This is a genomic window from Streptomyces sp. 8N616, assembly GCF_052246385.1.
GTDB lineage: Bacteria > Actinomycetota > Actinomycetes > Streptomycetales > Streptomycetaceae > Streptomyces.
Window position 1 is genome coordinate 14,341 of the sequence record NZ_JBQQBY010000018.1, and the last position, 18,942, is coordinate 33,282.

Sequence of the window (18,942 nt, forward strand, 5' to 3'; positions counted from 1 at the left end):
GATGGCAGGACTGGATCTCACCGGTCGCACCGCGGTCGTCACCGGCGCCTCGCGCGGTATCGGGCTGGCTATCGCCCAGGCCATCGCCGCGGCCGGCGGAAACGTCGTCCTCACCTCCCGGTCCCAGGAGGCGGCGGACGCCGCCGCGGCCAGGGTGAGCGGCTCAGCGCTGGGGGTCGGTGCGCACGCGGTCGACGAGGAGGCGGCCCAGCGCTGTGTGGATCTGACGCTCGAGCGCTTCGGAAGCCTGGACATCCTCGTCAACAACGCGGGGACCAACCCGGCTTTCGGGCCGGTCATCGACCAGGACCACGGTCGTTTCGCCAAGACCTTCGACGTGAACCTGTGGGCTCCCGTCCTGTGGACGGGTCTGGCGACGCGGGCCTGGATGGGCGAGCACGGCGGGGCGGTCGTCAACACCGCGTCGGTCGGCGGCATGGCCTTCGAGGCGAACATCGGGTTGTACAACGCGTCGAAGGCCGCACTCATCCACCTCACGAAGCAACTGGCCCTGGAACTCTCGCCGAAGGTCCGTGTCAACTCCGTGGCGCCGGGTGTGGTGCGCACGAAGCTGGCCGAGGCCCTGTGGAAAGAGCACGAGCAGGCCGTGTCGGCGTCGACGGCGCTCGGGCGCATAGGGGAGCCTGCCGACATCGCCTCGGCAGTCGCCTTCCTCGTCTCGGATGCCGCGAGTTGGATCACCGGCGAGACCATGGTGATCGACGGCGGGCAGCTGCTCGGTGACGCGCTCCCGTTCAGGCAGGGAGCCGGCATCGGTGTCTAGCGCGGGCATCGTCGGAATCGACGCCGGGGCGGTGAGCCGCTGGTTCGGGACCCTCGGCGTCGACTTCGCCGGGCCGCCCGTCTTCGACCGGATCGGGCTCGGCCAGTCCAATCTGACCTACCTGGTACGGGACCAGGACGGCCGCAGGTGGGTGCTGCGGCGCCCACCGCTGGGTCACCTGCTGGCGTCGGCGCACGACGTGGCCCGCGAGGCGCGGATTCTGACCGCGCTGGAGGGCACCGCCGTCCCGACCCCGCGGGTGCTCGGGCTGACGGATGATCCTGCCGTGACCGACGTCCCGCTGCTGCTCATGGAGTTCGTGGACGGCCAGGTCGTCGACAGGATGTCGGTCGCGCAGTCGTTGACGCCCGAACGCCGCCGGGTGATCGGGATGTCGTTGCCACGGACGCTGGCGAAGATCCACGCGGTCGATCTCGGGGCGACCGGGCTGACCGGTCTGGCCAGCCACAAGCCGTATGCGCAGCGACAGCTCAAGCGGTGGTCGGGCCAGTGGGAGAAGTCCAGGACCCGCGAGCTGCCCGCCCTCGAGGACCTCACGCGGCGCCTTGTCGCAGCCGTCCCGGAGCAGCGCGAACTCACGCTCGTACACGGCGATTTCCATCTGCGCAACGTCATCACCTCCTACGACAGCGGGGAGGTGACCGCGGTACTGGACTGGGAGCTGTGCACGCTCGGGGATCCGTTGGCGGACATGGGCAGCCTGCTGGCCTACTGGCCGGCCAAGGGTGAGAACGCCTCAGGCGACTTCGTCGCGACCGCTCTCGACGGCTTCCCGACCCGCGAGGAACTCGTGGGGGCCTACTTGGCGGCGTCGGGACGCGACTTGACGACGCTGGGCTACTGGCACGCGCTGGGCCTGTGGAAGGTCGCGATCATCGCGGAGGGCGTCATGCGCCGCGCGATGGACGAACCGCGGAATAGGGCCGCGTCCGGTACCCCGACCGCAGAGCGCATCGACGCACTGGTGGCGAAGGCCCACGAAGTCGCGGACACGGCAGGTATCTGACCGATCGCCCGCCGTGAATGCCACCGCGCCACACAAGAACGCCCCCACACTCTCTCCCCTGAAAGGCGGTTCGGCGGCGATGAGCTGGTTCGACGACAGGCCGTGGACGGCCCAGTACACCAAGCGGATGGTGGAGGTGGAACCGGTCCCTGATCGCACCACGCTGGAACTGCTGGCCGACGCGGCGGCCACGGCACCCGACAGTCCGGCCATCACCTACCTCGGGGGCACGCTGACCTACCGGGAGGTGGACGAGCTCTCCGACGGGGTGGCGCACTACCTCCTCGAGCGCGGCTTCCGCCCCGGCGACCGGCTGGCGCTGTACTTGCAGAACGTCCCGCAGTTCGTGCCGGCCCTGTTCGGCGCCTGGAAGGCGGGGGGCGCGGTCGTCCCGCTGAACCCGATGTACCGGGACGAACTCCGGCACATCCTCACCGACGCGGGAGTGTCCGCGATCGTGTGCGATGAGCACGCCTGGGCGGAACACGTCCGTGAGCGGGCCACCGCGGCGGGGGTGACGATCGCGCTCACCGCCAACCCGCTGGACCTGCAGACCCTGGACGACCCGCGCATCTTCGCCGGCCTGACCCGGCGGCGCAGCGAGGGTGCCGACGACATCCTCGATGTGGCGAGGGCACGGGCGGGGCGGCGGCCTGCCCCTCCCGGGCTGACCCCCGACGACATCGCACTGATCTCCTACACCTCCGGCACCAGCGGACTTGCGAAGGGAGCGACCAACACCCACCGCAACCTGACCGTCAACGCGGTGCTGCTGCGGCTGTACGACGAGGTCCCCGTGGGCTCACCGATATTCGCACTGGCCCCGCTGTTCCACATCACCGGCATGGTCGTCCAGCTGCTCAACGCGGTCGACCTGGCGAGCCCTCTCGTACTCGCCTACCGCTTCGAGCCGGGGGTGGTGATCGACGCGCTGAAGCGGGAACGGCCCGCTTTCATGGTCGGGCCGTCCACCGCGTACATGGCGCTGATGGCACACCCCGACTACTCCGCAGAGGTGTTCGGCTCGCTCAGGACACTCAACTCCGGTGGCGCCCCGCTGCCCCCCGCGGTCGTCGAGCGGTTCCAAGAGCAGACGGGACGGTACATCCGCAACGGCTACGGGCTCACCGAGACCAGCGCCCCGTGCGTCGTGGTGCCCATGGACAGGGAGGCTCCCGTGGATCCCGACTCAGGCACCCTGTCGATCGGCCTGCCGCTTCCCACCGCCATGGTCCGTATCGTCAGCGAGGACGGCAAAGACCTGGGACCGAACGAGCTCGGCGAGATCGCGGTCGAGGGCCCCATGGTGGTGCCCGCGTACTGGAACAGGCCCGAGGCCACCGCGGAGTCGATCCCGAACGCGCGGCTGCTCACCGGCGACGTCGGTTTCATGGATCGGCAGGGCTGGGTGTACGTGGTCGACCGCAAGAAGGACATGATCAACGCCTCCGGCTTCAAGGTGTGGCCTCGCGAGGTCGAGGACGTCCTCTACCGGCACCCCGCGGTGCGCGAGGCCGCCGTGGTGGGGGTGCCCGACCCGTACCGCGGCGAGACGGTGGCGGCCTTCGTCAGCCTGAGGCCCGGCGGATCCGTCGAGCCCGAAGAGCTGGTCGCCTACTGCCGCGAACACCTGGCGGCCTACAAGGCCCCTCGGAAGGTCAGCATCCGCGACGAGCTGCCCAAGACCACCAGTGGCAAGATCCTGCGCCGCGAACTGCGCGGGGCGGCGTCCGCGTGACGGGCGAGAGGAGCTGAAGGATGGCCGGCCTGCCAGAGGTCCTGGCCCTCGACGAGATCGCACCGGACCGGTTCCGGTCCGGCCCGATCCCCAGCCAGTGGCCGCGGACGTTCGGTGGCCAGATCGCCGCCCAGTCGCTGATGGCCGCGGCGCGTACCCTCGACCGGTCGTACTCGGCCCACTCGATGCACGGGTACTTCCTGCGGCCCGGCCGTCCGCACGAGTCGACGGATCATCTTGTCGAGCGGATCCGCGACGGCGGCAGCTTCTGCACCCGCCGGGTGACCGCAGTCCAGGCGGGGGAGGCAATCTTCACGATGACGGCGTCTTTCCACCGCGGAGATGAAGGGTTCTCCCACCAGGTGGACATGCCGGCGGTGCCGGCACCCGGCCACATCCCGGAGTCCGACCTCATCAGCGGCTGGAGCATGCCGCGGCCCGCGGAATGGCGTGACTGGGAGATGCGGTGGGTGCCCAGAGGGGAGATCGGCCACGTTCCGGAGGCGCCGGCCTGCCAGCGGGTGTGGATCCGGTACGGACGTCAGCTGCCGGACGACGGTGCCGTCCACGCCTGCGCGCTGACCTATCTCAGCGACATGGCGCTGCTGGGATCCGCGCGGCTGCCCCATCCCCAAGCCGTCGTACAGGGTGCGTCGTTGGACCACTCGCTGTGGTTCCTGCGTCCCTTCCGCGCGGACGAGTGGCTGCTGTACGACCAGGTCTCCCCTTCGGCCGAGCACGGCCGGGCGCTCACCCGCGGAAGGCTGTTCGACACGTGCGGGCGTCTGGTGGCCGCCGTCGCGCAGGAGGGACTCATGCGCTTCGACCGGCCCCGGTCGGAGGCGGGCCGCGATACAGAGGAAGGGACGCAGGGTGCGCACGCCTCAGCGAGCGTTCCGTAATCCCCCGGCCCCGACCATCGCCGACGTCCGTTGATCAACGAATTCAGGAAGTGGTGCCACGCATGTCCACCCAGTACAGCGTCACCGGACGCACAGCGGTCCTCCGCATCGACAACCCTCCGGTCAACGGACTCGGGCACGCAACGCGGAAGGGCATCGTGCAGGGTCTGCAGCGTGCCCTGGACTCCGCCGATGTCGATGCCATCGTGCTCACCGGCCGCGAGGGATCCTTCTCGGCCGGAGCCGACATCTCGGAGTTCGGTACGCCCAGGACGACCGCCGCACCGAGCCTCGGCGACGTCATCGCGGCCCTGGAGGACGCCGGCAAGCCGGTCGTAGCGGCGATCGACGGCACCTGTTTGGGTGGCGGACTGGAACTCGCGCTGGGCGCCCACTACCGGGTCGCGACATCGAGCAGCAGGATCGGCCTCCCCGAGGTGCACCTCGGGCTGGTCCCCGGCGCCGGCGGCACGCAGCGGCTGCCCCGTGTCGTGGGAGCCGACGTCGCGGCGGACATGATCAGCGGCGGGGCACCTCGTACGGCGCGGGCGCTCGGAGACCTCCCGGGGCAACGGCTGTTCCATCGGATCGTGGACGGTGACGTGATGGCGGCGGCGATGGAACTCGCGGTCGAGGTCGCCGCGGTACGGCCGCTCCCTCGGATCCGGGACCTGAGCGTCGGTCGCGACGACGTGGGCGCGGTAAGTGCGATGCGGGAGCGCCTGCGTCGGCGCAGCCGCGGATTCGTGGCGCCCTCGGAGGCTCTGACTCTGGTCGAGAAATCGGGATCCACACCGTTCGAGGAAGGCCTGGCCGAGGAGCGCAGGACATTCCTGGAGCTGATGAACGGCGAGCAGTCGGCCGCGCTGCGCCATGCCTTCTTCGCCGAGCGGGCGGCCCGCAAGGTCTCCGACGTCCCGCCCGAGACGCCGGCACGGACGGTGGACAAGGTGGCCGTCATCGGCGCCGGAACGATGGGCGGCGGCATCGCGATGAACTTTCTGGGTGCGGGGATTCCGGTCACCATCGTGGAGAGCAGCCAGGAGGCGCTCGACCGCGGCTTGGACGTCATGCGCCGCAATTACCAACGTCAAGTGGACAAGGGGAAGTTGACGGCCGACGGGCTGGAGCAGCGCATGGCGCTCCTGACGCCGACCCTGGACTATGCGGACGTGTCGGACAGCGACCTGGTCATCGAGGCGGCCTTCGAGGATATGGACGTCAAGCGTTCGGTGTTCACCCGGCTCGACGAGGTGGCGAAACCCGGCGCGATTCTGGCCTCGAACACCTCGACCCTCGACATCGATGCGATCGCCGCGGTGACCGGACGCCCCGGGGACGTCCTCGGCATGCACTTCTTCAGCCCCGCGAATGTCATGAAACTGCTGGAGATCGTCCGCGGGGCCAAGACCGCGGACGACGTGCTGGTCACGGCCATGGCGGTGGGACAGCGGATCGGCAAGACCGGCGTGGTGGCCGGGGTATGCGACGGCTTCATCGGCAACCGGATGCTGGCCAAGTACCGGGATGCGGCGACGGCACTCCTCCGCGCGGGCGCGACACCGGCCGAGATCGACTCCGCCGCAGAGCACTTCGGTTTCGCCATGGGCCCGTTCCGGACTGCCGACCTGGCGGGCAACGACATCGGATGGGCGATCCGCAAGAGGCGCTACGCGGAGGACCCCGGCGTGCCCCGGGAGGAGATCTCCGATGCCCTGTGTGAAATGGGACGGTTCGGGCAGAAGGCTGGTGCCGGGTGGTACGACTACGCGCCCGGCAGCCGAGAGGCGATCCCGAGCCCTGTCGTCGAAGATCTGCTGGCTTCATTCCATGCCAAGCATGGCACCAAGCTCCGTACCTTCGAGGCGGATGAGATCGTGCAGCGCCTCGTCTTCGCACTCATCGACGAGGGCGCGCGCATCCTCGATGAAGGCATAGCCCTACGCGCCTCGGACATCGACGTCGTCTACATCGCGGGGTACGGCTTCCCGAGGTACCGCGGCGGACCGATGTTCTACGCCGACACGGTGGGTGCCGCACATGTCCTCTCCGGACTCAGGAGGTTCCACGGAGACGACGGTTGGGAGCCCTCGCCGTTGCTGATGCGGCTGGCCGGCGAGGCCGGGACGTTCAACTGACGCCACAGCGACAGCGGAGGTGGGGGCGTCTACTACCAGAACTGTGCAGCCGCTCGTGCCGCTGGAGCCGCCCCCGTCTACCGCGGTGAAGCCGGCTATGGTCGGCACCTCGACCGCGACGGAGACGGCGTCGGCTGTGACTGGGGCTGAGCGCACGACGCCCGCCCCCAACTCCTGGTGGGGAGCGGGCATCCGTGTCGCCCACCCAGTGGAGCCGAATTTCAGCACGGCCGTGCGCATACGGCGGTCCGCCGGTCGCTGGGTGTCGGCGTTCCCGTGACAGTGCACGGCCCGCTGCACGCGTACGTGGACACCCAGCCGCTCCTCGGGCTGGGTCGCAACCCCAGCGTGGGCCCGGCAGCAGGCCGGGCCCACGGGGTGAGCGGAGTGCGGAGTGCGGACTGCGGCGTGCGGTCCGCCCACGATGGTCAGTTGTCGACTGCGGCCCGTGTCGGCAAGGTGACGATCATCTTGCCGGTGTTGTCGCCGCGGAGCATGCCGAGGAATGCCTCGACGTTGTTCTCGATGCCTTCCACGACGGTCTCCTCGTAGTGGAGCTTCCCGTCGCGGATCCAGCCGCCGACCTCCTGCACGAACTGCTGTTGCAGGTCGTTGTGGTCGGAGACCAGCAGGCCGCGCAGAGTGAGGCGCTTGCCGATGGCGAGCGCGAGGTTGCGCGGGCCGGGGGCCGGTGCGGTCGCGTTGTACTGGGCGATGGCCCCGCACAGCGCTGCGCGGCCGTGCACGTTGAGGGTGCCGATCGCCGCCTCGAGGTGGTCGCCGCCGACGTTGTCGAAGTAGACGTCGATCCCATCCGGGGCCGCCGCCTTGAGTTGCTCGGCCACGGGCCCGTTCTTGTAGTTGAAGGCGGCGTCGAAGCCGTACTTCTCGAGGAGGAGTTCGACCTTCTCGTCCGAGCCCGCGCTGCCGATGACCCGCTTGGCGCCCTTGAGCCGGGCGATCTGCCCGACCTGGCTGCCGACCGCGCCGGCCGCGCCGGAGACGAAGACGGTGTCGCCCTCGTGGAACTCCGCCACGCGCAGCAGGCCTGCGTAAGCGGTCAGTCCGGGCATGCCGAGGACACCGAGGTACGTGCTCAGCGGAGCGTTCCCGGCATCGACCTTCACGGCGTTCGCCGCGTCGAGGAGCGCGTACTCCCGCCAGCCGAGCCCATGCAGGACGTGGTCACCGACTGCGACGGTCCCGGCGGGGGAGTCCGCGCCCACGGCGACGACGACGCCGACCGCACCCCCGTCCATCGGCTGGTCCAACTGGAAGGGAGGGACGTAGGACTTCACGTCGTTCATGCGGCCGCGCATGTACGGGTCGACCGACAGGTGCAGGTTGCGTACGAGGATCTGACCGGAGCCGGGCGCGGCGAGGGGCACCTCGCGCAGGGCGAAGTCCTGCGGCCGGGGCACACCGTTCGGGCGGGCGACCAGGTGCCATTCACGGCTGGTGGTGGGAAGGGCGTTCATGATGCGGATGTCTCTTTCCTCCGTGCTCACACACGGCTGGGGGCGGATCAGCTGAGGGGCTTGGCGAGGACGGCTTTGCGGTGGCTGAAGGTCTCGAGGGAGTAGCGGCCGTGGTAGCTGCCCATGCCGCTTTCGCCGACGCCTCCGAACGGCAGGTCGGAGATGGTGAGATGGGCCAGCGGCAGGCCGAACCCGAGGCCGCCCGAGGAGGTTTCGGCGGCGAGCCGCTCCCGGGTGGTGTCGGAGTCGGTGAACGCGTACAGAGCCAGCGGCTTGTCGCGGTCGTTGATGAAGTCGATGGCCTCGTCGAGCCCGGCCACCTCGACGATCGGGAGGATCGGGCCGAAGATCTCCTCCTGCATCACCGGCGCGTCGGGGGACACCTCGGCCAGGACGGTCGGCGCGATGTACTTCGTCTCGCGGTCGTGAGCGCCGCCGGTGACCTGGCGGCCGGAGGCGAGGAGGGCGGTCAGCCGGTCGAAGTGGCGTTCGTTGACGATACGGCCGTACTCCGGGGAGGCGGAGGCGTCCGGTCCGTACAGGCCCTCGACGGCCTTGGCCAGCGCTCCCTCAAGAGCCCGTGCGGTCTCACGGTCGGTGAGGACGTAGTCGGGGGCGACGCAGGTCTGTCCGGCGTTGAGGAACTTCCCGGCCGCGAGGCGGGCGGCGACGGTGTCCAGGTCGGTGCCCCGGTCCACGAACGCGGGGGATTTGCCGCCCAGTTCGAGGGTGACGGGGGTGAGGTACCGGGCGGCCGCGGCCATCACGATGCGGCCGACCGTGCCGTTGCCGGTGTAGAGGATGTGGTCGAAGCGCTGCTCGAGCAGGGCGGTCGTCTCCGGGACCCCGCCTTCGACCACGGCGACCGCGTCGGTGTCGAGGTACTGCGGCACGAGGCGGGCGAGGGCGGCGGAGGTGGCCGGGGCCAGTTCGCTGGGCTTGGCGACCACCGCGTTGCCCGCGGCCAGGGCACCGGCCACAGGGGCCAGCAGCAGCTGCGCCGGGTAGTTCCAGGGGGCGATGACCAGCACCACGCCCAGGGGGTCGTACTGCGTCCAGGCACTCGCCTCCCCGATGAACGCGGGGACGGGGGCCTGTTCGGGCCGCAGCCAGCCGTCGAGGTGCTCCAGGGTGTGGTCGATCTCCCGTATGACGAAGTCGATCTCCGTCCGGTATGCCTCGGTGGCGCTCTTCCCCAGGTCGGCGCGGAGGGCCGCGGCGAGCTCCTCACCGTGCTCGGTGAGCAGGGCACGCAGCCGGTGCAGTTGCCCGGTACGCCAGGCTACGGGCTTGGTGGTGCCGGTGCGGAAGGTGGCGCGCAGCCGGGCGACGAGCTCGGCGGGCTGCTCGGGCGCAGGCGTGTTCATGGTTCCCTCACAGGTCGATACGTGGACGGGGGGGTGTCGCCGGCGCCACGGGGCGGGCCCGGACGCCGGCGTCGGGCAAGGGGATCAGCCGCGGTTGAGGATCTCGATGATGTTCCGGGCGAGCTGGTCGGAGGAGGCGGGGTTCTGGCCGGTGTGCAGATTGCGGTCCGCCACGACGTGCGCGGTGAACGGGGAGGCGGCGTCGAATTCGGCACCGAGTTCCACCAGGCGGTCCTGGAGCAGCCACTTGGCCTTGTCGGCGAAGCCGGCCATGGTCTCCTCGGCGTTGGTGAAGCCGGTCAGGCGGTAACCGGCGAACGGCCAGCTGCCGTCCGCGCGCCGGGCGGCGAGCAGGGCCGCGGGGGCGTGGCACAGCACCGCGAGCGGCTTGCCGGAGTCCAGCGCCGCGGTGAGCAGGCGACCGGAGTTGGCGTCGACGGCGAGGTCCTCCATGGGGCCGTGGCCACCGGGGTAGAGGACGGCGTCGTACGCGTCGAGGTCGACCTCCTCGAGCTTGACCGGGTTCTCCAGGTCGGCGCGGATGGACTCCAGGTACGCGGCGATGGCGTCGGCCTGCTCCTTGCCGCCGGTGGACTCGGGAGCGAGGCTGGCGGCATCGACGGTCGGGGTCACGCCCCCCGGCGTGGCGATGGTGACGTCGAAACCGGCCTCGCGGAACAGCCGGTGCGGTGCGGCGAGTTCCTCCGCCCAGTAGCCGGTGGGGTGCAGGGTGCCGTCGGCGAGGGTCCAGTGGTCGGCGCCGGTGACGACGAACAGAACTGTGGTCACAACTGTCTCCTTGAAAGTGCGCACGGGTCGCGCGGTGGTGGGGTGTCTTCTCGTCCGGCAAGGGGTGTGCCGGTGGTGGCGTGCGGGCGGTGGGTGGCTCAGGCGACGGTGACGATCACCTTTCCGCGGGTGTGGCCTTGCCTGTTGAGCCGCTGTGCGTCGGCGGCATGCTCGAGCGGGAACGTGGCGGCCACTTCCACGCTCAGCTGCCCGCGCTCCGCGAGGACGGTGAGCGCCTCGAGATCCTGGGTCTCGGGTCGCACGAAGACGTACCCGCCACCGAGGCCGAGCACGGCGCCGTCCACGGCCGAGGCCAGGCGGCCGCCCTCGGCGAGCAGCCCTGGCGAGACCTTCAGGGCGTCTCCGCCGACGAGGTCGAGGACAGCATCCACGCCCTGCGGCGCCAGGGCGTTGACGCGGTCGGTGAGGCCTTCGCCGTAGGCGACCGGCTCGGCGCCGAGCCCGCTCAGGTAGTCGTGGTTGTGCTCGCTCGCCGTGCCGATGACGCGGGCGCCGAGCGCTCGGGCGATCTGTACGGCCAGCGACCCGACGCCGCCCGCCGCGGCATGCACCAGCACGGTGTCGCCGGCGCGCACCTGCAGGGACCGTGTCAGCGCCTGGTAGGCGGTGAGACCTGCCAGGGGAAGGCCGGCGGCCTCCTCGAAAGAGAGGTTGGCGGGCTTGCGGGCGAGCGTACGGATCGGGGCGGCAACGTACTCGGCGAAGGTGCCGCGTGAGACGAAGTCCTCGCGGACGTAGCCGATCACTTCGTCGCCCGGGGCGAACTCGGTGACCCCGACGCCGGCCTCCTCGACCACGCCCGCCACGTCCCAGCCGGGGATGACGGGGAAGACGGTGTCCATGACGCCGTCCAGGTATCCGGCCTGGATCTTCCAGTCGACCGGGTTGACGGAGGCGGCCTTCACACGGACCAGCACGGCGTCCGCGCCGAGCTTCGGGTTCGGGACGTCGCCGTACTCCAGGACGTCAGGGCCGCCGTAGGTGCGGTAGGTGATGGCCTTCATGGTGGTACTCCTTGGTGCGGTGGTGCGGTGGTGCGGTGGTGCGGTGGTGCGGTGGTGCAGATCGGGTTGGGACGTCAGGCAGCCGCGGTGGCGGCAGCCGGCTCGGGGGCCGTCTCGGCGGCGGGCCGGTGTTCCGCACGGGGCGCCTGCCGCTGCCGCTTCAGGCCGACCAGCGCAATGGCCAGGACGAAGGCGAAGGCGACACCGGCGATGGTGAAGCTCAGGGTGAACTGGCTCTCGGCGGGCAGCGGGGGCACTCCGGCCGGAAGGTGCTCGATGGTCCTGGAGGCGAGCAGCGTCGTGATCAGTGCGCTGCCGATCGAGCTCCCGACGGATCGGGAGATGGAGTTGATGCCGTTGGCGATGCCGGTCTGGTGGGGCGGCACCCCCGCGACGATCAGGGCGGGCATCGCGGCGTAGCCGAGGCTGATGGCTGTTCCGAGGGCCATTCCGGCGCCGATGACCGAGGGGGTCGAGGCGTGTGCAGCGGCCAGCCACGCGAACCCGACGATGCCGGTCACCGCGCTCAGGGCGAGGGTGAGGCGGGGGCCGATCCTGCGGATCAGCACGCCACCGAACTGGGAGGCGACGAGGGACGCGATCGTACCGGGCAGCAGGTACTCGACGGAGGCGCGGAGAACGGAGGCGCCGAAGCCGTAGCCCGCGATGTCCTGAGGGACCTGCGCCAGGTAGGAGATCCCGAGGAACTGGGCGAACATCCCGAATCCGACGAAGAGGCCCGCGAGGTTGCTGAAGAGCACCGGGCGGTGGAGGAACATCTTCATGTCGACCATCGGTTCGCGCACACGGCTCTCCGTGAAGGCCCAGACACCGGCCATGACGACTGCTCCGGCGAAGCTGCCCAGGGTGCGGGCGGACGTCCAGCCCCACTCGTGCCCCTGGGAGATCGGCAGCAGAAGCAGGACCAGGAAGAGCGCGAGGGTGAGCGCGCCGAGGAGGTCGGTGCGTCCGCCGGTCTTGGCGCGGCTTGCCGGTACGAGGAGGACGACGGCGAGGAGCGTGACCAGAGCCAGCCCGGCGGCCAGCCAGAAGACACGGTGGTAGTCGGCGTTGTCGCCGCTGGTCAGCAGGCCGGTGCTGACCAGCGCGAAGCCGCTGCCGAAGGCCAGGGTGCCGCTGACCAGTGACATCGCTCCGGGCAGACGGTGGGCGGGGACCTCCTCGCGGAGCACCGAGAGCGCGAGCGGGAAGATCGCTGTGGCGGCGCCCTGGAGAACTCGGCCCACGATCAGCCAGAGGAGCGAGTCGGTGGTGGCGGCCAGGACCGAGCCGGCGATCATCACCACCAGCACGCCGATCAGGGTCGGCTTCTTCCCGCGCTGGTCGCCCAAGCGGCCGAGCAGGGGGGTGAAGACGGCTGCGGAGAGCAGGGTCGCGGTCGTCACCCAGCTGACCTCGGCAGCAGTGCTGCCGAGGCTGCTCCCGATCAGACCGAGGATCGGGACCACCAGGGTCTGCATCATCGACACGACCATGGCGGCGAGGCTCAGGACCAGGACGACTGCGATCTCACGCGGGTGTCGGCGGGGCGGCGGGGGGACAAGGGTCTGGGACACGGGTGCTCTCTCCGGGCGGGACGTGGGGCCGGAGCCCGACGGGGGCTCGGCTCAACGAGTAGTTGCTTGATGCACTCAAGCAACGAGGTCCGAAGGTAGGGGTCAAAGGTTGAGGATGTCAAACTTTGATTCCTCACCTAGACTGGGAGCCATGTCCCGCACCCCCGCCGCGCACCCGGCCTCCGCGATCCCAGCCCCGCAGGGCAGCGACCCCACTTATGTCGAGCTCCTGGAGCGCCTGGCACGCGCCGCCGCCGGCTACTACCGGGACCTCACCGCGGCGGCCGCAGTGCACGGGCTCACCATGACGCAGGCCAAGATGCTCATCCTGCTTCGGCAACCGCTGCCCATGCGCGCCCTCGCAGGACGGCTCGCCTGCGACGCCTCCAACATCACCGGACTCGTCGACCGGCTGGAGGCACGTGGACTGGTCTCCAGACACCTCGACGCAGCCGACCGACGGGTCAAGAACGTGGTCGCCACCGAAGAGGGAAGGGAGGCCGTCCGCCTCATCCGCGCCGACATGCGGGCCACCTCGGCAGCCTTTGCGCGTCTGGACGAGGAGGGCCGTCGCAATCTCTACGAGCTACTGGGACGCCTGCACCCGGAGGAGACAACCTGATCGCGGCCGGGGCGCCGACCGCTGCATGTCACATCGCAGACATGCAGCGGTTCGCTCGTCAGGACTTCCCGGAATCCTCCGCGGGTGCGCCGACCCGGGCGTGCAGTGCCGTGAGACCGTCGAGGAACATGTCGAGGGCGAGTTCGAAGCTGTCGGGGTCGATCTCGTCTGCGTGCTCGCGCAAACGGTGGGCCCCGGCCAGGTGCGGGTATCGGCCGATGTAGACCTGGATATCGTCGTCGAACCCTCCGGCGAAGGAGCTCATCGCGGCACCGACCACCAGGTACTTGGTCGAAGCTCCGATCATCGTCGCGTACCGGGGCGGCCAGCCTCCGGCTACCAGACCGCCATGGACGGTGTTGGCGCGCTGCAACGACGCGTCGCGGTGCGCCGGTCCGTAGGCCAGGAACGGAACGATGTTGGGGTGAGCGGCGAGCGCAGCGCGATACGACCGTGCCCAGGACGCCACTCCATGACGCCAGTCGCCGGTCTCGAAGCCCGAGACATCCACGCTCGCCATGATGGTGTTCGCGACCTCGTGAAGGACATCGTCCTTGGTCTTCACGTGCTCATAGAGCGAGGAGACTTGGACCCCAAGGCTTCGGGCGAGCTTGCGCATCGACAGCTCGCCGAGGCCTTCCTCGTCCACGATGGCCAGCGCCGCGGTGCAGATGCGCTCCCGGCTGAGAATCGGTTTGGTCGGCCGAACCACCGATGCACCCCCCAGGGTCGTGTCGCGGGGCGGTCATCCGCAGTGCCCAGCTTCTGATCTCACCTTACAGGCAGGCCCTCCCCGCGGTCCGGGGTCCGGACCCCGGACCGAGGACCGCAGGGAGGGCACGGCGAGCGACGGCTATTCCGCCGGATCCCGAACGGGTTTGATCCGCCACAGGGACAGCAGGGCGACGGCCGCCATCACTGCCACGTATATGGAGATCGACATCGAAGTGTGCGTGGTCTCCAGCAGCAGAACCATCAGGAACGGTGCCAGGCCACCGCCGAGCACCGCGGCGATCTGGTAGCCGAGGGAGGCGCCGGAGTAGCGCACCTCAGCGCTGAACATCTCCGCGAACAGCGCCGCCTGGGGACCGTACGCCGCCGACAGACAGGTGACGCCCCCGACCACGGCAAGGACAACGAGCGGGAACTGCTTGGTGTCGACGAGCTGGAACATCGGGAACGCCCAGACACCTAGCGCGAGTACCCCGGCCGCGTAGACCCGACGGCGGCCCAGGCGGTCCGACAGCGCCGCGAAGAGCGGAAGCGCGACGATCTGGGCGGCGTTGCCCAGCAGTACGGCAGCGAGTACGGAGCTCTGGCCCATCCCCAGGTGCCTGCTGCCGTAGTCCAGCATGCCGGTCACCAGCAGGTAGAAGGTTGCATTGACGACGAGGAACGAGCCGGCGGCGAGAAGGATCTGCTTGGGCTGGGAGCGCAGCACCTCCAGTACCGGCGAGCGCCGCCGGGCTTCCTTGCTCTCGGCCATCCGCTCCTCCGCGCGCTGGAACGCCGGCGTCTCCTCCAGCCGCTTGTGAACGAACATGGCCAGCGCGATCATCACGACGCTGAAGAGGAACGGCACCCGCCATCCCCACGCCTCGAAGTCGTCCTTGGCGACCACGCTGGTCATGAAGAGGAAGGTCAGATTGCCGAGGATCAGGCCGATCGGCACGCCGAGTTGCACAAAGCTGCCGTACAGTCCTCTCCGCCCGGGCGGTGCGTACTCCGTCGCGACGAGCATCGCACCGCCCCACTGCCCCCCGACCGCCAGGCCCTGGGCGAAGCGGAGCAGAGCCAAGATGATGGGCGCGCCGATCCCGATCACGGAGAAGGTGGGCAGCAGACCGATCAGCGTGGTCGCCCCGCCCATGACGATCAGTGTCGCCACCAGAACGGGTTTGCGGCCGAACTTGTCGCCGTAGTGGCCGCAGACGATGCCCCCGAGCGGGCGGGCGGCGAAGCCGATGGCGAATGTCGCGAAAGCAGCGAGCACTCCGGCCACGGGGCTGAACGACGGGAAGAACTTGGTGCTGAACACGAGCGCGGCGGCCGTGCCGTAGATGAAGAAGTCGTACCACTCGATGGCGGAGGTGGCCATGGCGGTGAAGGCTGCACGGCGCACCTCGGAGCGCGGAACCGTCGCTGTATCGATGGGTTTCCGAGGGTCTGTCGTGGTGTTCTGAGCAGTCATGGAGTGACGGTCCTTTCCGTGGCACGGGGGGTGGCTTGCTCGGTCAGCTGCCGACGCAGTTCCCGCTTGAGCACCTTGTGGCTGGGTCCGAGCGGCAGACGGTCGACGACCTCGACGCGACGGGGGTACTTGTGGCGGCCCAACCGGTCGCGGGTCCACGCGATGAGGGCGTCGGGATCGATGCCGCGGCCGGAGCGCGGCACGACAACGGCGCAGATTTCTTCGCCGCGTTCGTCGTCGGGGATGCCGACGACGGCTGCCTCGGCGATGTCGGGATGGCGCGCCAGGGCTTCTTCGACCTCACGGGGATAGACGTTGAAGCCACCGCGGATGATGAGATCCTTCTTGCGGTCGACGATCGAGAGAAACCCGTCGGCATCCTTGAGTCCGATGTCGCCGGTACGGAACCAGCCGTCGACGATGGCGGCGTCGGTGGCCGCCGGGTCACCGAGATAACCGGCCATGACGTTGTGACCGCGAATGACGACCTCGCCCGTCTCGCCGGGCGGCAGCAGCTCGATGCAGCCCTCGATGTCCGCGTCGGCGATTTCCACCTCAACGCCCCACAGGGGATGGCCGACGGTGCCGGGCCGCCTCCCGTACCCGGGCTGGTTGACACTCGCGGTCGGGGACGTCTCCGACAGGCCGTAGCCCTCGTACACGGTGGTGGTGAAGGTCTTCTCGAAGCGCTCAAGCACTGTGACCGGCAGTGATGCACCGCCGGAGATGCACATGCCCAGCTGCGGTAGCTCCGGCCGATCCGCCGCGCTGTCCAGGAGCCTGACGAACATCGTCGGTACGCCGTAGAACGCGGTGACCCCTTCGTCCCGCATGAGGGTGATGGCGCCGTCCGGATCGAACCGGGGCTGCAGCACGAGCACGGCACCTGCGCGGAAGGTGGCGTTCATGGCCACGGTCTGGCCGAAGGTGTGAAACAGCGGCAGGCAGCCGAGTACGACGTCGTCAGAGCGCAGATGATTGGCGTCGAACGCGTTCACCGTCGCGTTCATGACCAGATTGAAGTGGGTGAGTACAGCACCTTTGGGGCGTCCTGTGGTGCCGGAGGTGTAGAAGATGACGGCTGGGTCGTCGGTATCCCGGGTGATGTACCTACGCAGAGGGTCGGCCGAGCGCGCGAGTGCGTCCAACGATCCGCTGTTGTGACGGTCCCCGAGAGGCAGGAGGGAGATCCCCGCCGTTTGCGCCGCCTTCCGGCCGAGATCGAGGTGGCTCACCTCGGCGACGAGCGTTCGGGCGCCGGAGTGCTCGAGGATATACGCGGCCTCGTCGGCGTTGAGCAGCGTCGGCACCGGCACCACGACACCGCCGAGAGCCAGGATGGCGTAGTAGGCGCGAACGAAGTCCGCAGTATTGGGGCACAGCAAGGCCACACGGTCATCGGGGTGCACGCCTTGCTTCCGCAGCGCGGCGGCGTAGCTCAGGGCCTCGGCCCACAACTCGCCATAGGTCAGGCGGACGCCGCCTTCGACCAGCGCGAGGCTGCCGGGGGAGCGACGGGCGGGTTCGGCGAGCGTAGCCGCAAGTGACAAAGCAGCCATAAGGTCTCCTGCCATCACAAAAGAGCGCTGACATGGGTCAGCGAAGGACTGGCGGACATGGGTCCTGGGTCGACGGCCGTACGAGGCTCGGAGCGTGCCTGTGGGTAGCTCGGAGAGTCGGCTGCGCCGGAGGGATGCAACAGATGAACACGAGGGGATGGGCGCCCGGTGGTGGCGCGGCAACGGTCGTGACCGCGCTCTGTGAGCCGGGCAGCGCTCGGGGGTGGCCGATCAGTGTTCGGTTATTGGGCAGAGTAAACCGAACGACGATCGGTTACAAGGGGGCGACAGACCAGCCTTGCAGGCGAGGCCCGGCCCCGGTGTGAGCAGCCGTTGCCAGGGGCCGGTCAGGAGTGCGGCGTTCAGGTTCCGGCGTCTCCGGAGAACGCGCTGACGCCGGTGAGGGCCCGTCCGATGAGCAGCTTCTGGATCTGGCTGGTGCCTTCGTAGAGGGTCATCACCCGGGCGTCCCGCAGGTATTTGCTGACGGGGTACTCGTCGATGTAGCCGTAGCCGCCGAACACCTGGATCGCCAGGTTGGAAGCCCTGACGGCGGCTTCACTGGCGAACAGCTTCGCCATCGATGCCTCGGTCCCGAACCGCTCGCCGCGGTCGATGAGGTCGGCGACCCGCCACGCCAGCAGCCGGGCGGCGTCGGTCTCCACCGCCATGTCGGCGAGCATCTCCTGGACGAGCTGGTATCCGGCGATGGGGCGCCCGAACTGCTCGCGCTCACCGGCGTACCGCAAGCTGGCCTCCAGGGCCCCGCTCGCGATGCCCACGCAGCCGGCCGCCACCGACATCCGGCCCTTGTCCAGCGCCGACATGGCGATACGGAAGCCCTGGCCACGCTCACCGAGACGGGCTGAGTCCGGCACCCTGACGCCGTCGAAGGTGAGCTCCGCGGTGGCCTGACCGCGCAGGCCGAGCTTGCCGTGGATCTCGCGCCGTGTCAGTCCTGGGCTGTCGGTCGGCACCAGGAACGCGGTGATTCCCCTCGGACCCGGGCCGTCGGTGCGGGCGAAGAGCAGCACCACGTCGGCCCAGGTGCCGTTGGTGATGAAAGTCTTCTGACCGGTGATCAGCCAGTCGGTGCCCTCGGGTTCGGCGCGGGTGACGAGCCCGGCAGCGTCGGAGCCCGTGCCGGGCTCGGTGAGGCCGAAGCACCCCAGGGCCTGGCCCGAGCAGAGCCGGGGCAGCCAGTCGCGCTTCTGCTGCTCGGTTCCGTAACTGCCGAGGGACTTGGCGACCAGCCCGAGCGAGACCGAGACGATCCCACGCACCGAAGAGTCCCCGCGGCCCAATTCCTCCATGATCAGGCAGTAGGTCAGGTGGTCGCCGCCGGAACCGCCGTACTCCTCGGGAACCGTCAGCCCCAGAAAGCCCAGGTCGCCCAGCTTGCCGACGATCCCGCGGTCGACTTGCTCGGCACGGTCCCACTCTGTGGCGTACGGGACGACATCCCGGTCCACGAAGTCACGAGCGAGTTCTCGTGCTGCGGCCTGTTCTGGGGAGAGATGCAGGTCCATCGATGTCTCCTTTGAAACCGATCGCTGTTCGGTTTCGGATGCTGGCACGCCTGTGCGGTCCGCGGCAAGAGGGGTCGACCGTTGGGTGGGCACGTATCGAGTCGCTGCTCGGGGTAGAGCCCCTTCACAACCAGCGGCGTTACGGGTTACAGTCCCAAAAAACTTGCAGCGCTAGTTTAATTTCGGCGGTACGCCGCCCTCTCAGCGCTCCCTTGC

15 protein-coding genes and 1 pseudogene are annotated in these 18,942 nt (G+C 69.4%); 7 read left to right on the forward strand and 9 right to left on the reverse strand.

The window, feature by feature from the left end; genetic code table 11:
- Position 1: 1 nt before the first annotated feature.
- The 6 genes and pseudogenes from ACTWQC_RS18100 to ACTWQC_RS18125 form a co-directional block, all read left to right on the forward strand.
- Complete coding sequence (locus ACTWQC_RS18100; RefSeq protein WP_443316745.1) at positions 2-784, forward strand: SDR family oxidoreductase; 783 nt, start codon at positions 2-4, stop codon at positions 782-784.
- Positions 777-1,811, forward strand: coding sequence for a phosphotransferase family protein (locus ACTWQC_RS18105; protein WP_443316746.1), 1,035 nt, complete (start codon positions 777-779; stop codon positions 1,809-1,811). The genes ACTWQC_RS18100 and ACTWQC_RS18105 overlap by 8 nt, the downstream gene beginning before the upstream one ends.
- 79 nt (positions 1,812-1,890) lie before the next feature.
- A complete protein-coding gene (locus ACTWQC_RS18110; RefSeq protein ID WP_443316747.1) occupies positions 1,891-3,549 on the forward strand; it encodes an AMP-binding protein in 1,659 nt (552 codons plus the stop codon).
- A gap of 20 nt (positions 3,550-3,569) precedes the next feature.
- Positions 3,570-4,451 carry an acyl-CoA thioesterase gene (locus ACTWQC_RS18115; RefSeq protein WP_443316748.1) on the forward strand — a complete coding sequence of 294 codons (882 nt, stop codon included), beginning with the start codon at positions 3,570-3,572 and terminating at the stop codon, positions 4,449-4,451.
- 62 nt (positions 4,452-4,513) lie between these two features.
- Complete coding sequence (locus ACTWQC_RS18120; RefSeq protein WP_443316749.1) at positions 4,514-6,589, forward strand: 3-hydroxyacyl-CoA dehydrogenase NAD-binding domain-containing protein; 2,076 nt, start codon at positions 4,514-4,516, stop codon at positions 6,587-6,589.
- 12 nt (positions 6,590-6,601) lie between these two features.
- Positions 6,602-6,739: pseudogene (locus ACTWQC_RS18125) on the forward strand (excalibur calcium-binding domain-containing protein); the annotation flags it as partial.
- 278 nt (positions 6,740-7,017) lie between these two features.
- Here ACTWQC_RS18125 and ACTWQC_RS18130 read toward each other — a convergent pair.
- The 5 genes from ACTWQC_RS18130 to ACTWQC_RS18150 form a co-directional block, all read right to left on the reverse strand.
- Entirely contained in the window at positions 7,018-8,067 is a 1,050-nt protein-coding gene (locus ACTWQC_RS18130) for an NADP-dependent oxidoreductase (RefSeq protein ID WP_443316750.1), read from the reverse strand.
- A gap of 47 nt (positions 8,068-8,114) precedes the next feature.
- Positions 8,115-9,434: an aldehyde dehydrogenase family protein gene (locus ACTWQC_RS18135; RefSeq protein ID WP_443316751.1), complete on the reverse strand. Its 1,320-nt coding sequence runs from the start codon at positions 9,432-9,434 to the stop codon at positions 8,115-8,117.
- 84 nt (positions 9,435-9,518) lie between these two features.
- Positions 9,519-10,223 (reverse strand): type 1 glutamine amidotransferase domain-containing protein, encoded by a 705-nt coding sequence (locus tag ACTWQC_RS18140; protein ID WP_443316752.1) that lies wholly within the window; start codon positions 10,221-10,223, stop codon positions 9,519-9,521.
- Positions 10,224-10,321: 98 nt separating this feature from the next.
- Positions 10,322-11,248, reverse strand: coding sequence for an NADP-dependent oxidoreductase (locus ACTWQC_RS18145; protein ID WP_443316753.1), 927 nt, complete (start codon positions 11,246-11,248; stop codon positions 10,322-10,324).
- A gap of 74 nt (positions 11,249-11,322) precedes the next feature.
- A complete protein-coding gene (locus tag ACTWQC_RS18150; protein WP_443316754.1) occupies positions 11,323-12,825 on the reverse strand; it encodes an MFS transporter in 1,503 nt (500 codons plus the stop codon).
- A gap of 151 nt (positions 12,826-12,976) precedes the next feature.
- Between ACTWQC_RS18150 and ACTWQC_RS18155 the strand changes: the two genes are divergently transcribed.
- Positions 12,977-13,447, forward strand: a complete 471-nt coding sequence (locus ACTWQC_RS18155) for a MarR family winged helix-turn-helix transcriptional regulator (protein WP_443316755.1) — start codon at positions 12,977-12,979, stop codon at positions 13,445-13,447.
- Between the two features lie 58 nt (positions 13,448-13,505).
- Here the strand turns inward: ACTWQC_RS18155 and ACTWQC_RS18160 are convergent, their stop codons facing one another.
- The 4 genes from ACTWQC_RS18160 to ACTWQC_RS18175 form a co-directional block, all read right to left on the reverse strand.
- A complete protein-coding gene (locus ACTWQC_RS18160; RefSeq protein WP_443316756.1) occupies positions 13,506-14,159 on the reverse strand; it encodes a TetR/AcrR family transcriptional regulator in 654 nt (217 codons plus the stop codon).
- Between the two features lie 141 nt (positions 14,160-14,300).
- The gene (locus tag ACTWQC_RS18165) at positions 14,301-15,545 is read right to left on the reverse strand and encodes an MFS transporter (protein WP_443316757.1); all 1,245 of its coding nucleotides are present in this window, start codon (positions 15,543-15,545) and stop codon (positions 14,301-14,303) included.
- 89 nt (positions 15,546-15,634) lie between these two features.
- On the reverse strand, positions 15,635-17,197 hold the full coding sequence (locus ACTWQC_RS18170; RefSeq protein ID WP_443316844.1) for a long-chain-fatty-acid--CoA ligase: 1,563 nt from the start codon (positions 17,195-17,197) through the stop codon (positions 15,635-15,637).
- A 362-nt stretch (positions 17,198-17,559) separates the two neighbouring features.
- Positions 17,560-18,726: an acyl-CoA dehydrogenase family protein gene (locus ACTWQC_RS18175; protein ID WP_443316758.1), complete on the reverse strand. Its 1,167-nt coding sequence runs from the start codon at positions 18,724-18,726 to the stop codon at positions 17,560-17,562.
- Positions 18,727-18,942: the final 216 nt, after the last annotated feature.

What these genes read in the sequence shown, in the direction of transcription:
- ACTWQC_RS18100 (WP_443316745.1), top strand. Translation starts at nt 2, where the DNA reads ATGGCAGGACTGGATCTCACCGGTCGCACCGCGGTCGTCACCGGCGCC.
- ACTWQC_RS18110 (WP_443316747.1), top strand. Translation starts at nt 1,891, where the DNA reads ATGAGCTGGTTCGACGACAGGCCGTGGACGGCCCAGTACACCAAGCGG.
- ACTWQC_RS18115 (WP_443316748.1), top strand. Translation starts at nt 3,570, where the DNA reads ATGGCCGGCCTGCCAGAGGTCCTGGCCCTCGACGAGATCGCACCGGAC.
- ACTWQC_RS18120 (WP_443316749.1), top strand. Translation starts at nt 4,514, where the DNA reads ATGTCCACCCAGTACAGCGTCACCGGACGCACAGCGGTCCTCCGCATC.
- ACTWQC_RS18130 (WP_443316750.1), bottom strand. Translation starts at nt 8,067, where the DNA reads ATGAACGCCCTTCCCACCACCAGCCGTGAATGGCACCTGGTCGCCCGC.
- ACTWQC_RS18135 (WP_443316751.1), bottom strand. Translation starts at nt 9,434, where the DNA reads ATGAACACGCCTGCGCCCGAGCAGCCCGCCGAGCTCGTCGCCCGGCTG.
- ACTWQC_RS18145 (WP_443316753.1), bottom strand. Translation starts at nt 11,248, where the DNA reads ATGAAGGCCATCACCTACCGCACCTACGGCGGCCCTGACGTCCTGGAG.
- ACTWQC_RS18155 (WP_443316755.1), top strand. Translation starts at nt 12,977, where the DNA reads ATGTCCCGCACCCCCGCCGCGCACCCGGCCTCCGCGATCCCAGCCCCG.
- ACTWQC_RS18165 (WP_443316757.1), bottom strand. Translation starts at nt 15,545, where the DNA reads ATGGCCACCTCCGCCATCGAGTGGTACGACTTCTTCATCTACGGCACG.
- ACTWQC_RS18170 (WP_443316844.1), bottom strand. Translation starts at nt 17,197, where the DNA reads ATGGCTGCTTTGTCACTTGCGGCTACGCTCGCCGAACCCGCCCGTCGC.
- ACTWQC_RS18175 (WP_443316758.1), bottom strand. Translation starts at nt 18,726, where the DNA reads ATGGACCTGCATCTCTCCCCAGAACAGGCCGCAGCACGAGAACTCGCT.